This window comes from Klebsiella spallanzanii (assembly GCF_902158555.1).
GTDB classification, from domain to species: Bacteria; Pseudomonadota; Gammaproteobacteria; order Enterobacterales; family Enterobacteriaceae; genus Klebsiella; species Klebsiella spallanzanii.
Genome location: NZ_CABGGS010000046.1, coordinates 129,523 through 144,767 on the forward strand (window position 1 = coordinate 129,523; position 15,245 = coordinate 144,767).

Below are 15,245 nucleotides of genomic sequence, written 5' to 3' on the forward strand. Positions count from 1 at the left end.
GTGCATCAGCGTCTGTAGCCCGGACAGATGCGCAGCATCGCCTCCGGGAGAAAAGAACTCAGGAGCAGATTTCGTAGCAGGGGATATAGGCAGTGCCGCCAGGCAGCTTCATACGATGCTGAGCAACAAAGCCCTGCAGCAGGTCATCCATGCGGCGCATCATCTCCGGATCGCCATGAATTTTATACGGACCAAATTTCTCAATCGCCTGGATACCGACCTCTTTCACGTTACCCGCGACGATGCCGGAGAAGGCGCGGCGAAGATCGGCAGCCAGCACTTCCACAGGCTGGTCCGGATAGAGTTTGAGATTGGCCATATTCTCATGGGTTGGGTCGAACGGCATTTGCAGATCCGGGGCAATACGCATCGACCAGTTGAAGCTGTAGGCGTCTCCTGTCTCACGACGGTTCTCTTTCACCAGCGGCATGGCTTTTTTCATCTGCCGCGCCACTTCTGCGGCGTCGTCGACAATAATGCGGTAGTGGCGACGGGCGGATTCACCCAGCGTATGCACGATAAACTCATCCAGCACGCGGAAATAATCGGCGCTCTCTTTTGGTCCGGTAAGGATCAACGGCAGGACCTGCGACTTGTTCGACGGGTGCATCAAAATGCCCAACAGATAGAGTAGCTCTTCCGCCGTCCCCACGCCGCCAGGAAAGATGATGATACCGTGAGCGATACGTACGAACGCCTCGAGACGCTTTTCGATATCCGGCATGATGATCAGTTCGTTCACCAGCGGATTCGGCGGCTCGGCGGCGATAATTGACGGCTCGGTCATACCGATAAAGCGGCTGTCTCTGTAACGCTGCTGTGCGTGACCGACGGCGGCGCCTTTCATTGGCGCTTCCATCGCGCCAGGTCCGCAGCCGGTGCAGATATTCAGCTCACGCAGACCCAACTGAGTGCCGACCCGGCGCGCGTACAAGTATTCGTTTTCGTTAATTGAGTGGCCGCCCCAGCAGACAATCATATTGGGCGCTTCACCGACGTGCAGGGCGCGGGCGTTGCGTAAAATAGAGAAAACGAGGTTAGTGATATGCACCGAACTTTCCAGATCAAGATTGGGGAAGCGAACGGTGTTGTGGATCTGGCCGTAGACGAACAGGATATCGCGCAGAACGGCAAACAGGTTGGCCTGCAGGGAACGAATAATACGCCCGTCAACGAAAGCGTCTTCCGGCGGGTTGATCAGTTCCAGCTTCACGCCGCGTTCGCGACGCAGCACGTTAATATCGAAGTTTTCAAAACGAGACAGAAGCTCCTTGCTGTTATCGGTCAGGCTCCCCGAGTTGAGCACAGCAAGCGAGCAGTTGCGAAAAAGTTGATAGAGGTCACTGCTGGCGGTGCGTTTAAGCATATCCACTTCCAGCTGCGACAGCATATCCATTGAACCAAGCGGGCTAACATGTGTAATCAAGTGAACTCCTTACAGGACGATTATCGTCTTCCTGTGATTACAATAGCCCTGCTGACGGCGTTTTCACAACCTTGCGCGCGGGTTAACGCACGCAAATTGTGAAAATGTTGACTATTGACGGGCGAGACGGCCGATGGCCGGAACAAATTCGGTATTGCTGCGCCATGGGTTGATATCCAGACCGCCGCGTCGCGTGTAGCGCGCATAAACGGAAAGGGATTCCGGTTGGCAGAAACGCTGAATATCGTTAAAGATGCGCTCCACGCACTGTTCGTGAAACTCGTTGTGATGGCGGAACGACACCAGATAGCGCAGTAGCTTTTCGCGATCGATTTTCGCTCCACGATACTGGATTTGCACCGAGCCCCAGTCCGGCTGATGGGTAATCAGGCAGTTGGACTTCAGCAGGTGGCTGACCAGCGTCTCTTCGACCACTTTGCCGCTCGCGGCATTCTGCAGGTACTCGGCGCTGAACTGATAGTTATCGATTTCAATATCCTGATCGTCGATGCAGGTGCCGTGTAGATGCGCCACTGGTTGGCCTTCGAGCTCATCGAGGCGATATAGCGACACCTTTACTTCCCCCTCTGCACAGGCGCTGAGGTCGCGCGCCAGCGTCGCCTCGACCTCCTGCCAGTCGGCGAAGCGCGTCTGGTTAAAGCTATTGAGATAGAGCTTAAAGCTTTTTGATTCCACTAAATTGATGGTGGTGTCGCTAAGCTCAACGTGGCCAACGGCGACCTGTGGCAGGCCTCTGGCATTCAGCCAGGAGAGCTCGTACAGCGTCCAGATATCGGCACCGTGAAACGGCAGGTTATCGGCGTGCAGACCCAGCGGGTCGCGGTTCAGGCTGCGCGGTACGCCCTGAAGCAAGCTGGCGTCGTAAGTATCGCGGTAATTTGTTGATTTACCGAGCGTCAGGCCAGCCAGCGCCTGATGATTATCGTAAGAAGACATGTTTCACCATGGTTAAAGCGGTTACACTATATGCCAAGTGTATCCTGTCTAACGTGAAGAGAGAAACCGGTGGACCAGCAAACCGTAGAAGCGCTACAAGCATTTACCCAACGTTATTGCGATGCATGGCAACAGCAATACTCCAGCCTGCCGCGTAGCGAAGAGCTTTACGGCATACCGTCGCCGTGCATTAGCGCAACGGATGATGACGCCGTTTTCTGGCAGCCGCAGCCGTTTTCTTTAGAACAAAATATTAACGCGGTTGAACGGGCGCTGGAGATTGTGGTACAACAGCCGCTTCATGCTTATTATACCACTCAGTTTGCGGGTGATATGCAGGCGCGTTTTGTCGATGAAACCATGACGCTGCTGCAAACCTGGAGCCCGGATGATTTTCAGCGGGTGCAGGAGAACTTAATTGGCCATCTGCTGGTGCAAAAGCGTTTGAAGCTGCCGCCTACGCTGTTTATCGCCACGCTGGAGAGCGAACTGGACGTCATTTCGGTCTGTAATATGAGCGGTGAAGTCATCAAAGAAACGCTCGGTACCCGCAAAAGAACGACGCTTTCTCCCTCACTTGCGAGTTTCCTTAATAGTCTTAAGCCTGTTCTGTAATCCAAAGTACCCAAAACTTTGTGAGAGATCTCTTACAACACCTGTAAGAGATCGTCATCATTCAAGCCGATCCTCCACAGCCCATATTTTAAGAAAAACAATATTATTCAAGTGATTATAGATTTTATGATTTGTCCTGTAGACGATAAATCTTAAGATATTGTCTCAACAAGGGTTGTAAGACGAGGCGGAATCAGGGATTCTATACACGTCGACAGGGAGTCGCGATATGAAGTGAACATCAGGATGATGACACTTCTGCAGGACCCGCCGGGATGGCGTAGCAAGGACAGGCTTCAGGATGAAGCACAGGATAGCGCAGGATAGCGCAAAAGGACACCTCCAGGAGGGAGAACGAGAGCCGGTCAGGATGCCCGGTGGATCAGGAAGATCAGGATAGACTTACGGATGAGTGATTTCACATCGGGGTGGTGTGAAAGCAGGATGCACACGTTTATGGATGAACATGGTCAGGAGACCTCAGGAAAAGTTTTCATGGACGAGCAGGGAGCACCAATGTAGCTGGACTGCTGCAAAACGAACCGGGAGCACTGTTTATACAGTGCTCCCTTTTTTTATTTCTCGCCCGAATTTGCTATTCTGCGCCGGTTTTCAACTCATTGAGGTTTCCCATGACTCTTGACCATAGCGTGCGTGAGCGTCTTCTCGCCATTGAAGCGCTGCTGCGCGAAACGGAACACTGGCAGGATCGTGCTCCTGATAGCCGTGCGTTCGAAAGCGATCAGCCGTTCTGCCTCGACACTATGGAACCGCTTGAATGGCTGCAGTGGGTATTAATTCCGCGTATGCATCAGCTTCTTGAAAGCAGAATGCCGCTGCCGCAGAACTTCGCCGTAGCGCCTTATTATGAGATGGCTCTGGATAATACTCATCCTGTTCGCGAGCAGGTACTGGCGGAACTGGCCCTGCTGGATGCGCTATTTGCTGGCGGCGGATCCTGATGCTGGAAATTCTGTATCAGGACCCGTGGCTGGTGGCGGTGAACAAACCTTCAGGCTGGCTGGTGCATCGCAGTTGGCTGGATCGCGATGAAAAAGTAGTGGTGATGCAGACCGTGCGCGACCAGATTGGTCAGCACGTGTTCACCGCCCATCGCCTCGACAGGCCGACTTCCGGCGTGCTGTTGATGGGGCTGTCGAGCGAAGCGGGAAGGTTGCTGGCGCAGCAGTTCGAGCAGCATCAAATGCAGAAACGCTATCACGCGATAGCGCGCGGCTGGCTGAACGAAGAAGCGGTGCTTGATTATCCGTTGGTTGAGGAACTGGATAAAATCGCCGATAAATTTGCCCGTGAAAACAAAGATCCGCAGCCAGCAGTGACGCATTATCGCGGCCTGGCGACGGTAGAAATGCCGGTGGCGACCGGGCGTTACCCTACGACCCGCTATAGTCTGGTGGAGCTGGAGCCGAAAACCGGGCGCAAACATCAGCTACGCCGTCACTTGGCCCATCTTCGCCATCCGATTATCGGCGATAGCAAACATGGTGATTTGCGCCAGAATCGCAGCGCGGCGGAACATTTTGGCTGCGATCGGCTGATGCTGCATGCCAGCCAGCTATCATTAACGCATCCCTTCACCGGTGAACCGCTGGTGATTCGCGCCGGTCTGGACGACGTCTGGATGCGGGCGCTGTCGCAGTTTGGCTGGCGCGGCCTTCTCCCGTTAAATGAAAGGGTTGAGTTTGCCGACGACTGCGGTCAGGATGAAGGTATTGAGGATAATCCAGGGAGATAATCACTATGGCAGAAGTCGGGATTTTTGTCGGCACGATGTATGGAAATTCGCTCCTGGTGGCCGAAGAGGCGCAGGCTATTTTGAGCGGTCTGGGGCATCAGGCGAAAGTCTTTGAAGATCCAGAAGTCAAAGACTGGGAGTCGTACACCGGGAAATACGCGCTGGTTGTGACATCGACCACCGGACAGGGTGATTTACCGGATAATATTGTGCAATTGTACGAAGGCATCAAAGACATGTATCAGCCGCATTTACGCTATGGAATTATCGCGCTTGGCGATAGCACCTATGCCAACTTTTGCGGCGGTGGTTTGAAGTTTGATACGTTACTACAAGAGCAGGGCGGGGCTCGTGTTGGCGACATGCTGATGATTGACGCCAGCGAAGATCCGGAACCTGAAAGCGTTTCTAACCCTTGGGTTGAGCGGTGGGCGGCGCTGCTGGATTAAGATCTGATCCCATCGTAGGTTCTAAAAGTTTCGCCCTCTCCCTACTTAGAGGGCGTCCCTTTTTACTTATTTTCAATGCCAGTGGCCGGATAAACGGTCAAAAAGATCGTAACAATTCTCCGTCATTCGGGCTTCGGGCATTTGCCTTAAAAGCCGTACCATACCAGTGGCTTTACCAGGCTATTTCACGGGATCAAGAGAGTTGATTCACACTCCTGTCTTTTGCGTCGTCATTTTCCCCTCGGAACCGCCTTTGCTTTTCATTTCCGTGAACCATCCCCCATCACATTAGGCAGAAGCCATAAATCAGATTTGTGGTTGCCGAGAAAGCTGTGTATTTGCACGGTGAGCCAGTTTCTCCCTCTTTTTATACTTTTCATGCCAGTTACAAATGCAGTGCCAGATATAACGAAAACAATGAAAAAACACTAACACGTCATTCTGAGTACCCTACAGGTTGTGCTGTTCAGAATGAACGTAGCTAACGCTATGATTCAGGAGTGCAACAATGAGTTCATTAAGTCAGGCAGCGAGCGGCGCTGAAAAGCGCACTAATGCTCGCTACTGGATAGTGGTGATGCTGTTTATCGTCACATCCTTCAACTACGGCGATCGCGCCACTTTATCCATTGCCGGTTCGGAGATGGCCAAAGATATTGGCCTTGATGCTGTTGGCATGGGTTATGTTTTCTCCGCGTTTTCATGGGCCTATGTTATCGGCCAGATCCCCGGCGGCTGGTTGCTTGACCGCTTTGGTTCAAAGCGCGTCTACTTCTGGTCCATCTTTATTTGGTCCATGTTTACCCTGCTGCAGGGCTTCGTCGATATCTTTAGCGGCTTCGGCATTATCATTGCGCTGTTTACCCTGCGCTTCCTCGTGGGCCTGGCTGAAGCTCCTTCCTTCCCTGGCAACAGTCGCATCGTCGCGGCGTGGTTCCCGGCGCAGGAAAGGGGCACGGCGGTCGCTATCTTTAACTCTGCGCAGTACTTTGCAACCGTTATCTTCGCGCCAATTATGGGGTGGTTGACCCATGAGGTGGGTTGGTCACACGTGTTTTTCTTTATGGGCGGTCTCGGGATTATTATCAGCTTCGTTTGGTTGAAGGTGATTCATGAACCTAACCAGCATCCTGGCGTCAACCAAAAAGAGCTGGATTATATCGCCGCAGGCGGTGCGTTGATCAATATGGATCAGGCGGCAGCCAAAGCCAAAGTGCCGTTTAGCGTCAAATGGGGTCAGATCAAGCAGCTACTGGGTTCACGCATGATGATCGGCGTGTACATCGGCCAGTACTGCATTAACGCCTTAACGTACTTCTTTATCACCTGGTTCCCGGTTTATCTGGTACAGGCGCGCGGTATGTCCATTTTGAAAGCCGGTTTTGTTGCCTCGGTTCCGGCCATCTGCGGCTTTGCGGGCGGCGTGCTGGGCGGCATCATTTCCGACTGGCTGATGCGTCGTACCGGCTCGCTGAATATCGCGCGTAAAACGCCAATCGTCATGGGTATGCTGCTGTCGATGGTGATGGTGTTCTGTAACTACGTGAACGTGGAGTGGATGATCATTGGCTTTATGGCGCTGGCCTTCTTTGGTAAAGGTATCGGTGCGCTGGGCTGGGCGGTAATGGCGGATACTGCGCCGAAAGAGATCAGCGGCCTGAGCGGCGGTCTGTTCAATATGTTTGGCAACATCTCCGGTATCGTGACGCCGATTGCGATTGGCTACATCGTTGGTACCACCGGCTCGTTCAACGGCGCGCTGATTTACGTGGGCGTCCATGCGCTGGTTGCGGTACTGAGCTATCTGGTGTTGGTGGGCGATATTAAACGTATCGAACTGAAACCCGTCGCAGGACAATCATCATGACAACACAATCGAGTCCCGTTATCACGGATATGAAGGTCATCCCGGTGGCCGGTCATGACAGCATGTTGCTCAACATTGGTGGTGCTCATAACGCGTACTTTACCCGCAATATCGTCGTGCTTACCGACAACGCCGGGAATACCGGCGTCGGCGAAGCGCCGGGCGGTGAAGTGATTTATCAGACGCTGGTCGATGCTATCCCGATGGTATTAGGCCAGGAAGTCGCCCGCCTGAATAAGGTGGTGCAACAGGTGCATAAAGGCAACCAGGCCGCAGACTTTGATACTTTTGGCAAAGGCGCTTGGACATTTGAGCTGCGGGTTAACGCGGTGGCGGCGCTGGAAGCCGCGCTGCTCGACCTGCTGGGCAAGGCGCTCAACGTGCCGGTTTGCGAACTGTTAGGTCCAGGCAAGCAGCGTGATGCGGTAACCGTGCTGGGCTATCTGTTCTATGTGGGCGATCGCACGAAGACCGATCTGCCTTATCTGGAAAGCACGCCGGGCAACCATGAGTGGTATCACCTGCGTCACCAGGAAGCGCTGAACAGCGACGCGGTGGTGCGTCTGGCGGAAGCCTCACAGGATCGTTACGGTTTTAAAGATTTTAAACTCAAGGGCGGCGTGCTGCCCGGCGAGCAGGAGATTGAAACCGCCCGAGCGCTGAAAAAACGCTTCCCGGATGCGCGTATTACGGTTGACCCCAACGGTGCCTGGCTGCTGGATGAAGCCATCGCGCTGTGTAAAGGGTTGAACGATGTGCTGACCTACGCCGAAGATCCTTGCGGTGCTGAGCAGGGGTTTTCAGGCCGCGAAGTGATGGCAGAGTTCCGCCGCGCGACCGGCCTTCCCGTGGCAACCAATATGATTGCCACTAACTGGCGCGAGATGGGCCATGCGGTGATGCTCAATTCCGTGGATATTCCGCTGGCCGATCCGCACTTCTGGACCCTTTCCGGCGCGGTGCGCGTGGCACAGTTGTGCGATGACTGGGGACTGACCTGGGGCTGCCACTCTAATAACCACTTTGATATTTCGCTGGCCATGTTTACCCACGTCGGTGCGGCAGCGCCGGGCAACCCGACGGCTATCGACACCCACTGGATCTGGCAAGAGGGCGATTGCCGCCTGACCCAAAATCCTCTGGAGATTAAAAACGGACAAATTGCGGTCCCGGACGCGCCTGGTTTAGGCGTCGAACTGGACTGGGATCAGGTACAGAAGGCACATGAGGCCTATAAAAAGCTGCCAGGCGGTGCGCGTAATGACGCAGGCCCGATGCAGTATCTGATCCCTGGATGGACTTTTGACCGTAAACGCCCCGTTTTCGGCCGCCACTAATTCTGAATAAGGACTTAATTATGAGCGTACAATTTACTACTCCCGTCGTGACTTCCATGCAGGTTATCCCGGTGGCAGGCCACGACAGCATGCTGATGAACCTGAGCGGTGCGCACGCTCCGTTTTTTACGCGTAATATTGTGGTGATTAAAGATAATTCCGGTCATACCGGAGTCGGTGAAATTCCCGGCGGCGAAAAAATCCGTAAAACGCTGGAAGACGCGATTCCGCTAGTGGTTGGCAAGGCCCTGGGCGAGTACAAAAATGTACTCAACGCCGTGCGTAATACGTTCGCCGATCGTGATGCCGGTGGACGCGGTTTGCAGACCTTCGATCTGCGTACCACAATTCACGTGGTTACCGGGATTGAAGCGGCCATGTTGGATCTGTTAGGACAGCATCTGGGCGTTAACGTGGCTTCCCTGCTGGGCGATGGTCAGCAGCGTAGCGAAGTCGAAATGCTGGGTTACCTGTTCTTTGTCGGTAACCGCAAAGCAACGCCGCTGCCGTATCAGAGCCAGCCGGATGAGAAGTGCGACTGGTATCGTCTGCGCCACGATGAAGCGATGACGCCGGATGCGGTGGTGCGCCTGGCGGAAGCGGCGTATGAGAAATATGGCTTTAATGACTTTAAACTGAAAGGCGGCGTATTGGCCGGAGAAGAAGAAGCGGAATCCATTGTTGCGCTGGCGAAACGCTTCCCACAGGCGCGTGTGACGCTGGATCCGAACGGTGCGTGGTCGCTGAATGAAGCGATCAAAATAGGTAAGTACCTGAAAGGCTCTCTGGCTTATGCGGAAGATCCGTGTGGTGCGGAGCAGGGCTTCTCCGGGCGTGAAGTGATGGCGGAATTCCGCCGCGCCACCGGTCTGCCGACCGCCACCAACATGATTGCTACCGACTGGCGTCAGATGGGGCATACCTTGTCGCTGCAGTCCGTGGATATCCCGCTAGCGGATCCGCATTTCTGGACCATGCAGGGCTCGGTACGCGTGGCGCAGATGTGCCATGAGTTCGGCCTGACCTGGGGCTCGCACTCTAACAACCACTTTGATATTTCGCTGGCGATGTTCACTCACGTCGCGGCTGCGGCACCGGGCAAGATCACCGCCATCGATACCCACTGGATCTGGCAGGAAGGCAACCAGCGTCTGACCAAAGAGCCGTTTGAAATTAAAGGCGGGATGGTGCAGGTACCGGCGAAACCAGGGCTGGGCGTAGAGCTCGATATGGATCAGGTGATGAAAGCTCACGAGCTGTATCAGAAACACGGTCTGGGCGCGCGCGATGACGCCATGGGGATGCAGTATTTGATCCCGAACTGGACGTTTGATAATAAGCGTCCTTGCATGGTGCGCTAAGAAAACACCGGTCCCTGCGGGGGCCGGTTTCTTGCACGGTATCGGGTAAACGCTCATTTTAAGGACAGCATATGAAGATAGTGATCGCACCGGATTCATACAAGGAGAGCCTGAGTGCGCTGGATGTTGCAACCGCGATAGAGCAAGGTTTTCGGGAGGTTTATCCCGATGCAGAATATGTCAAACTGCCGGTCGCCGACGGTGGTGAAGGCACCGTTGAAGCCATGGTTGCGGCGACTCAGGGATGCCGGATTGAGGTCACCGTCACCGGTCCGCTCGGTGAACCGGTAGAGGCTTTTTACGGCCTGTCGGGCGATGAGCAGTGCGCGTTTATTGAAATGGCGGCGGCAAGCGGCCTGGAGAGCGTACCCACGGCGCAACGGAACCCCCTGCTGACCACTTCGTGGGGAACCGGCGAATTAATACGTCACGCGCTGGATGCGGGCGTAACGCAGATTATTATCGGTATCGGCGGCAGCGCCACTAACGATGGCGGTGCTGGAATGGTGCAGGCGCTTGGTGCAAAGCTGCTGACTAAAGACAATCAGCAAATTGCGCCCGGCGGCGGCGCGTTAGATAGCCTGGCGCGCATTGATGTTAGCAAACTTGATAAACGCCTGGTCGGTTGTCGTATTGATGTGGCCTGCGATGTCACCAATCCGCTGACGGGTCCGCATGGAGCTACGGCGGTATTTGGTCCGCAGAAAGGGGCAACAGCGGAGATGATCGCCCGCCTGGATCAGGCGCTGGCTCATTTTGCAGAAATTATTCATCGCGATTTAGATCTCGATGTGCTGACTCTCGAAGGCGGCGGCGCGGCGGGCGGTATGGGGGCCGGCTTGTACGCCTTTTGCGGCGCGAAGTTGCGTCCGGGCATCGAGATTGTCACCGACGCGTTGCATCTTGCCGATATTGTAGCGGATGCGGACCTGGTGATTACCGGCGAAGGGCGTATTGATAGCCAGACTATTCACGGTAAAGTGCCGGTTGGCGTGGCGAGGGTGGCTAAACGTTATAACCTTCCGGTGATTGGCATTGCCGGGAGCCTGACGGCGGACGTTGGGGTCGTGCATCAGCACGGTCTGGACGCGGTATTCAGCGTGATTTATTCCATCTGCACGCTTGATGAGGCGCTCGCAAATGCAGCCGAAAACGTGCGCATGACGGCGAGAAACGTCGCCGCAGTGCTGAAAGTGGGGCAGGTGCTATAAATTTTCCCCGGTCGGGCTGACCGGGGCCATAGGTTTACATCCCCAGCAGTTTGCACGCTTCCCGCGCGACGTTATCCATCTCGTCCAGCAGCTCCAGAAACTCTGGCTCCAGCTCCTCAGCGACGGTGCCCGCGCGAAGCTGACTCTCGATGGTCTGACATAGTTTCTTAAGCCTTGGGACGCCGCTGTAGCTACAGCTGCCGTGCAGCTTATGAATCAAATCCAGTAACCCTTCCGGCTGTTCGCCGACCAGCTGCTCTTCAACCTTATTACGGACTTCCGGCATAAAGGCGATCAGCATTTGCAGCATTTCCCGCGCCAGATCTGGCTTCATTGCCGCCTGGCGTAGCGCCAGCTGCCAGTCCAGTGTGACGTTATGGTCGATGGGGATTTCAATAGGTTCAGCAACCACTTGTGGTGCGATATGCTTTCCCGGCTGGTAGCGAAGCAGCAGGCTGTGGAGTTTATCTTCCTCAATAGGCTTCGCCAGATAATCGTTCATGCCCGCGCTCAGCAATTTCTCCCGCTGCCCTTCCAGCGCGTGTGCCGTGACGGCGATGACCGGCGTTTGCTGTTGATGAGGAAGCTGGTGAATCAGCTCGCAGGCGCGAATACCGTCCATATTCGGCATCTGAATATCCATCAGGATCAGATCCTGCTGCGTTTCTCTCGCCTGGTCAACGGCATGCTGGCCGCTATCGCACAGGATGACGTTCTGAACCAGATCTTCCAGCAGCGCGCCGATGAGCTTCAGATTCGCCGGGTTATCATCTACCGCCATTACCGTCATTGGCAGCTTCTTACTGTCAGAATGCGCTGGCAAAATTGTGGGAGACGTCTGGCATGAAGCGGTCAGCGCCGGAAGCAAGCGCGTTGACGTCAGCGGCTTAAGTAAACAGGCCGCAATACCGTCGTGTTTCAGCGCTTCGGCGCTGACCTGGGCGTGGCACGGTAGCGCCAGCATCAGGTGATCGGCAAGCGTACGGGCTCTTGCCAGCTTATCGCGATGTTGGCTAAGGTCGCGTATTGATACGGGAATACCCGCCAGCAGAATATCGTAATGGGCATCCGGCAGGGCAGACATCGTCGGACTGTAGACCACCTCCAACGGCGTTGTTGCCAGCAGCTCCATCGTACACTGCGCCGCTGCCGCATTCGCCTCAATATAAGCCAGCCTTTTGCCTGCCAGACAGTGGGTCGATACGCTATCGGGCACCGCGTTGGGATTGAGATCGAGGCTGATATGGAACCAGAACGTTGAGCCGCGATTAGGCTGGCTATGGAAGGAAATATCGCCGCCCATCTCCTTCACCAGACGCTGGGTGATAACCAGCCCCAGCCCGGTCCCGCCGTGACGACGGGAAATACTGGCATCGGCCTGACGGAAAGCCTGGAACAGCCGCGATTGATCGCGCTCGGGAATACCGATGCCGGTATCGTGGATTTGGACTTCGATTTGTACCCTTGAGTTACTGATTGCGCGCTGCTCCACCAGTACGTCAATATTGCCATGTTCGGTAAACTTGATGGCATTGCCCATCAGGTTGGTAATAATTTGCTGTAGGCGCAACGGGTCGCCAATCACGTTATCCGGCACATCATTTTTGATGTTCAGCGTCAGCTCCAGCCCCTTATCGTGCGCCGAGTGCGCCAGCAGCGTGACCACCTCGTCCAGCGAATTACGCAGCAGGAACGGAATGCTCTCCAGAATGAGCTTACCGGCTTCAAGCTTAGAGAAGTCCAGCACATCGTTAATGATGGCCAGCAGATTGTTGGCTGAGCGCTCAATCGTGGTGAGGTGATCGCGCTGGGTGGTATTCAGGTCGGTTTTCAGCGTCAGGCGCGTAAAGCCGATGACGCCGTTGAGCGGGGTGCGCAGCTCGTGTGACCTATTGGCGAGGAATTCAGATTTTATGCGCGCCGCTTCCTGGGCTCGTTTTTTCGCCAGGTCCAGCTCAACGTTCTGGATCTCCATCTGTTCAAGCGTTTCACGCAGATCGGAAGTGGCCTGGTCGACGTTATGCTGCATCTCCTCATGGTAGGCAGCCAGCGACATCGCCATCGAGTTGATGCCGTTTTTTAGCATATCCAGCTCGCCGAGCATAAAGCCTTCAACCCGGCTATCAAGCTGGCCGCGGCGAATGCGGTCAACGGTATTGACCATATTGCGAATCGGGCCAGTGACGTCGCGCATCAGTCGCCAGCCAAAGATGAGCGCAATGCCGATACAGAACAGCATCATCACGCTGGAGATGAATATCTCCTTATATTGCTGTAATCGTACCGATTTGAGGTCCAGCTCAAGCGCCACGTAGCCGAGCATATTGTCCGGCATCTTGGCATCACTCCCCGGTGATTCATCCGGTGAATAGCTTTCCGAGACTATCGGGGTACGCAAAATCATCAAATCGCCATGACGAATAACGCTTAAACGGCGGGGGAAGGGGGTGCCTTTCGGTAACTGAAGTTCACCGGGATCGAGCTGAAAGTTAGAAGTAACAAACAGCTTGTTGTGCGAGTCGTAGATGGAAATGGCTCGTACAATATCGGAATGGCGACGATGTAGTACGCTGATAAGCTGCCCGATTGACTCGCGGTTTTGCAAATTCATGCCATATTCACTGGAGACCGCCAGCGGTTCGATAATACTGGCCCCTGCATCTTCCAGCTGGCGCTGTAAGTCGTTATAGCGGTGTGCAACAAAGAAAATACTGAGCAGCAAACCAATCAGAACGGTTGGCGCCAGAATAAGAATCATCATGCGAGCACGAAGGCTGTAGTTGGTCATGCGGTTCCATTATGGGAGAATATATACATCATCCTTACAGGCTGCTGAGGCATTGGTTACGCTGGCTCACCCTGAAAGAACTCGTGTATAGAGTCAGTATATTTAATTGAGACAAATCTCTACGATGGCGCAATTCTACTCTGCAAAACGGCGTGTGACGACGCGCCAGATCATAACCGTTACAGTAAATGACCTTGACCCCTTCGGCCAGGGCGTTGCGCGTCACCAGGGTAAGGCGCTATTTGTCGGCGGGTTATTACCACAAGAGCAGGCTGAAGTTGTCCTGGTCGAAGATAAAAAACAGTACGCCCGCGCACAGGTCAAACGGCGTCTTAGCGATAGCCCACAGCGGCAGACTCCGCGCTGCCCGCATTTTGGCGTTTGCGGCGGATGCCAACAGCAGCATGCCAGCATTGAACTACAGCAGCGGAGCAAACGCGCCGCGCTCGCCAGGCTAATGAAGCGCGATGTTGATGACATTATAGCCGCTTCGCCGTGGGGCTACCGTCGCCGGGCGCGTCTGAGCTTGAATTATCAGCCAAAGACCCAACAATTACAGGTAGGCTTCCGGAAGGCTAATTCAAACGAAATTGTCGATGTGGTGCAATGCCCCGTTTTGGTGCCCGCTCTTGGTGCGTTGCTGCCTGCGGTGCGGGAATGTCTTTCCGGGTTGAAGTCGGTTCGTCAGCTTGGGCACGTCGAGCTGGTGCAGGCGGATAACGGTCCGCTGATGGTTTTGCGCCACACCGCAGCGTTGCCTGCGGCAGATAAAGAAAAACTGGAACGTTTTTCGCAATCTCACGGTCTTTCCCTGTACCTCGCTCCGCAAAGCGAGATACTGGAACATATTCGCGGGGAAGCGCCCTGGTATACATCGGACGGTCTACGCTTAGTGTTCAGCCCGCGCGATTTTATCCAAGTGAACGATGGCGTAAACCAACTTATGGTGCGCACGGCGCTGGAGTGGCTGGATATTCAACCCGAGGACCGGGTGCTGGATCTGTTCTGTGGAATGGGTAATTTTACCCTACCGCTGGCAAAGCGTGCGGCACAGGTCGTCGGCGTAGAAGGGGTTCCTGCTCTGGTGGAAAAGGGGCGCGAGAACGCAGCGCTCAACGGATTGCACAATGTAACGTTCTTTCATGAGAATCTGGAGGAAGACGTCACCCGGCAGGCATGGGCGAAGCACGGCTTTGATAAAGTATTGCTCGACCCGGCGCGAGCCGGTGCGCCGGGCGTAATGTTACATATTATAAAGTTAGCGCCGCGTCGGGTGGTGTATGTTTCTTGTAACCCGGCGACGCTGGCACGCGATAGCGATGTTTTATTGCAGGCGGGATATACCATTCAACGCCTGGCGATGCTGGATATGTTCCCGCATACCGGCCATCTGGAATCAATGGTGTTGTTTGAGCACAAGCATACACAAAATCATTCGGATCGCATCGAGGCGGCAACAGAGTGAATCCTCAGGCGCA

General features: G+C 54.7%; 12 protein-coding genes. 9 read left to right on the forward strand and 3 right to left on the reverse strand.

Features of this window, described 5'->3' with window-relative positions:
• Nucleotides 1-58: 58 nt before the first annotated feature.
• A complete protein-coding gene (gene ppnN, locus FN082_RS27125; RefSeq protein ID WP_139539615.1) occupies nucleotides 59-1,426 on the reverse strand; it encodes a nucleotide 5'-monophosphate nucleosidase PpnN in 1,368 nt (455 codons plus the stop codon).
• A 111-nt stretch (nucleotides 1,427-1,537) separates the two neighbouring features.
• Complete coding sequence (gene queF, locus FN082_RS27130; protein ID WP_142465114.1) at nucleotides 1,538-2,383, reverse strand: NADPH-dependent 7-cyano-7-deazaguanine reductase QueF; 846 nt, start codon at nucleotides 2,381-2,383, stop codon at nucleotides 1,538-1,540.
• Between the two features lie 69 nt (nucleotides 2,384-2,452).
• Here queF and syd point away from each other — a divergent pair, with 69 nt between their 5' ends.
• The 8 genes from syd (at nucleotide 2,453) to FN082_RS27175 (ending at nucleotide 10,979) form a co-directional block, all read left to right on the forward strand.
• On the forward strand, nucleotides 2,453-2,998 hold the full coding sequence (syd, locus tag FN082_RS27135; protein ID WP_139539613.1) for a SecY-interacting protein: 546 nt from the start codon (nucleotides 2,453-2,455) through the stop codon (nucleotides 2,996-2,998).
• Between the two features lie 632 nt (nucleotides 2,999-3,630).
• Nucleotides 3,631-3,960, forward strand: coding sequence for a YqcC family protein (locus FN082_RS27145; protein ID WP_142463346.1), 330 nt, complete (start codon nucleotides 3,631-3,633; stop codon nucleotides 3,958-3,960).
• Nucleotides 3,960-4,754: a tRNA pseudouridine(65) synthase TruC gene (truC, locus tag FN082_RS27150; RefSeq protein ID WP_142982704.1), complete on the forward strand. Its 795-nt coding sequence runs from the start codon at nucleotides 3,960-3,962 to the stop codon at nucleotides 4,752-4,754. The genes FN082_RS27145 and truC overlap by 1 nt, the downstream gene beginning before the upstream one ends.
• A gap of 5 nt (nucleotides 4,755-4,759) precedes the next feature.
• Nucleotides 4,760-5,203 carry a flavodoxin gene (locus FN082_RS27155; protein WP_139539610.1) on the forward strand — a complete coding sequence of 148 codons (444 nt, stop codon included), beginning with the start codon at nucleotides 4,760-4,762 and terminating at the stop codon, nucleotides 5,201-5,203.
• A gap of 508 nt (nucleotides 5,204-5,711) precedes the next feature.
• On the forward strand, nucleotides 5,712-7,070 hold the full coding sequence (gene gudP, locus FN082_RS27160) for a galactarate/glucarate/glycerate transporter GudP (protein ID WP_139539609.1): 1,359 nt from the start codon (nucleotides 5,712-5,714) through the stop codon (nucleotides 7,068-7,070).
• A complete protein-coding gene (locus FN082_RS27165; protein WP_139539608.1) occupies nucleotides 7,067-8,407 on the forward strand; it encodes an enolase C-terminal domain-like protein in 1,341 nt (446 codons plus the stop codon). Before gudP ends, FN082_RS27165 begins: the two co-directional genes overlap by 4 nt.
• Before the next feature lie 20 nt (nucleotides 8,408-8,427).
• Entirely contained in the window at nucleotides 8,428-9,768 is a 1,341-nt protein-coding gene (gene gudD, locus FN082_RS27170) for a glucarate dehydratase (protein ID WP_142982705.1), read from the forward strand.
• 71 nt (nucleotides 9,769-9,839) lie between these two features.
• A complete protein-coding gene (locus tag FN082_RS27175; RefSeq protein WP_142982706.1) occupies nucleotides 9,840-10,979 on the forward strand; it encodes a glycerate kinase in 1,140 nt (379 codons plus the stop codon).
• Nucleotides 10,980-11,013: 34 nt separating this feature from the next.
• Here the strand turns inward: FN082_RS27175 and barA are convergent, their stop codons facing one another.
• Nucleotides 11,014-13,767, reverse strand: coding sequence for a two-component sensor histidine kinase BarA (gene barA, locus FN082_RS27180; protein ID WP_142982707.1), 2,754 nt, complete (start codon nucleotides 13,765-13,767; stop codon nucleotides 11,014-11,016).
• A gap of 124 nt (nucleotides 13,768-13,891) precedes the next feature.
• On the opposite strand from barA, the gene rlmD reads away from it, so the two are divergent.
• On the forward strand, nucleotides 13,892-15,232 hold the full coding sequence (gene rlmD / locus FN082_RS27185; RefSeq protein ID WP_139539642.1) for a 23S rRNA (uracil(1939)-C(5))-methyltransferase RlmD: 1,341 nt from the start codon (nucleotides 13,892-13,894) through the stop codon (nucleotides 15,230-15,232).
• Nucleotides 15,233-15,245: the final 13 nt, after the last annotated feature.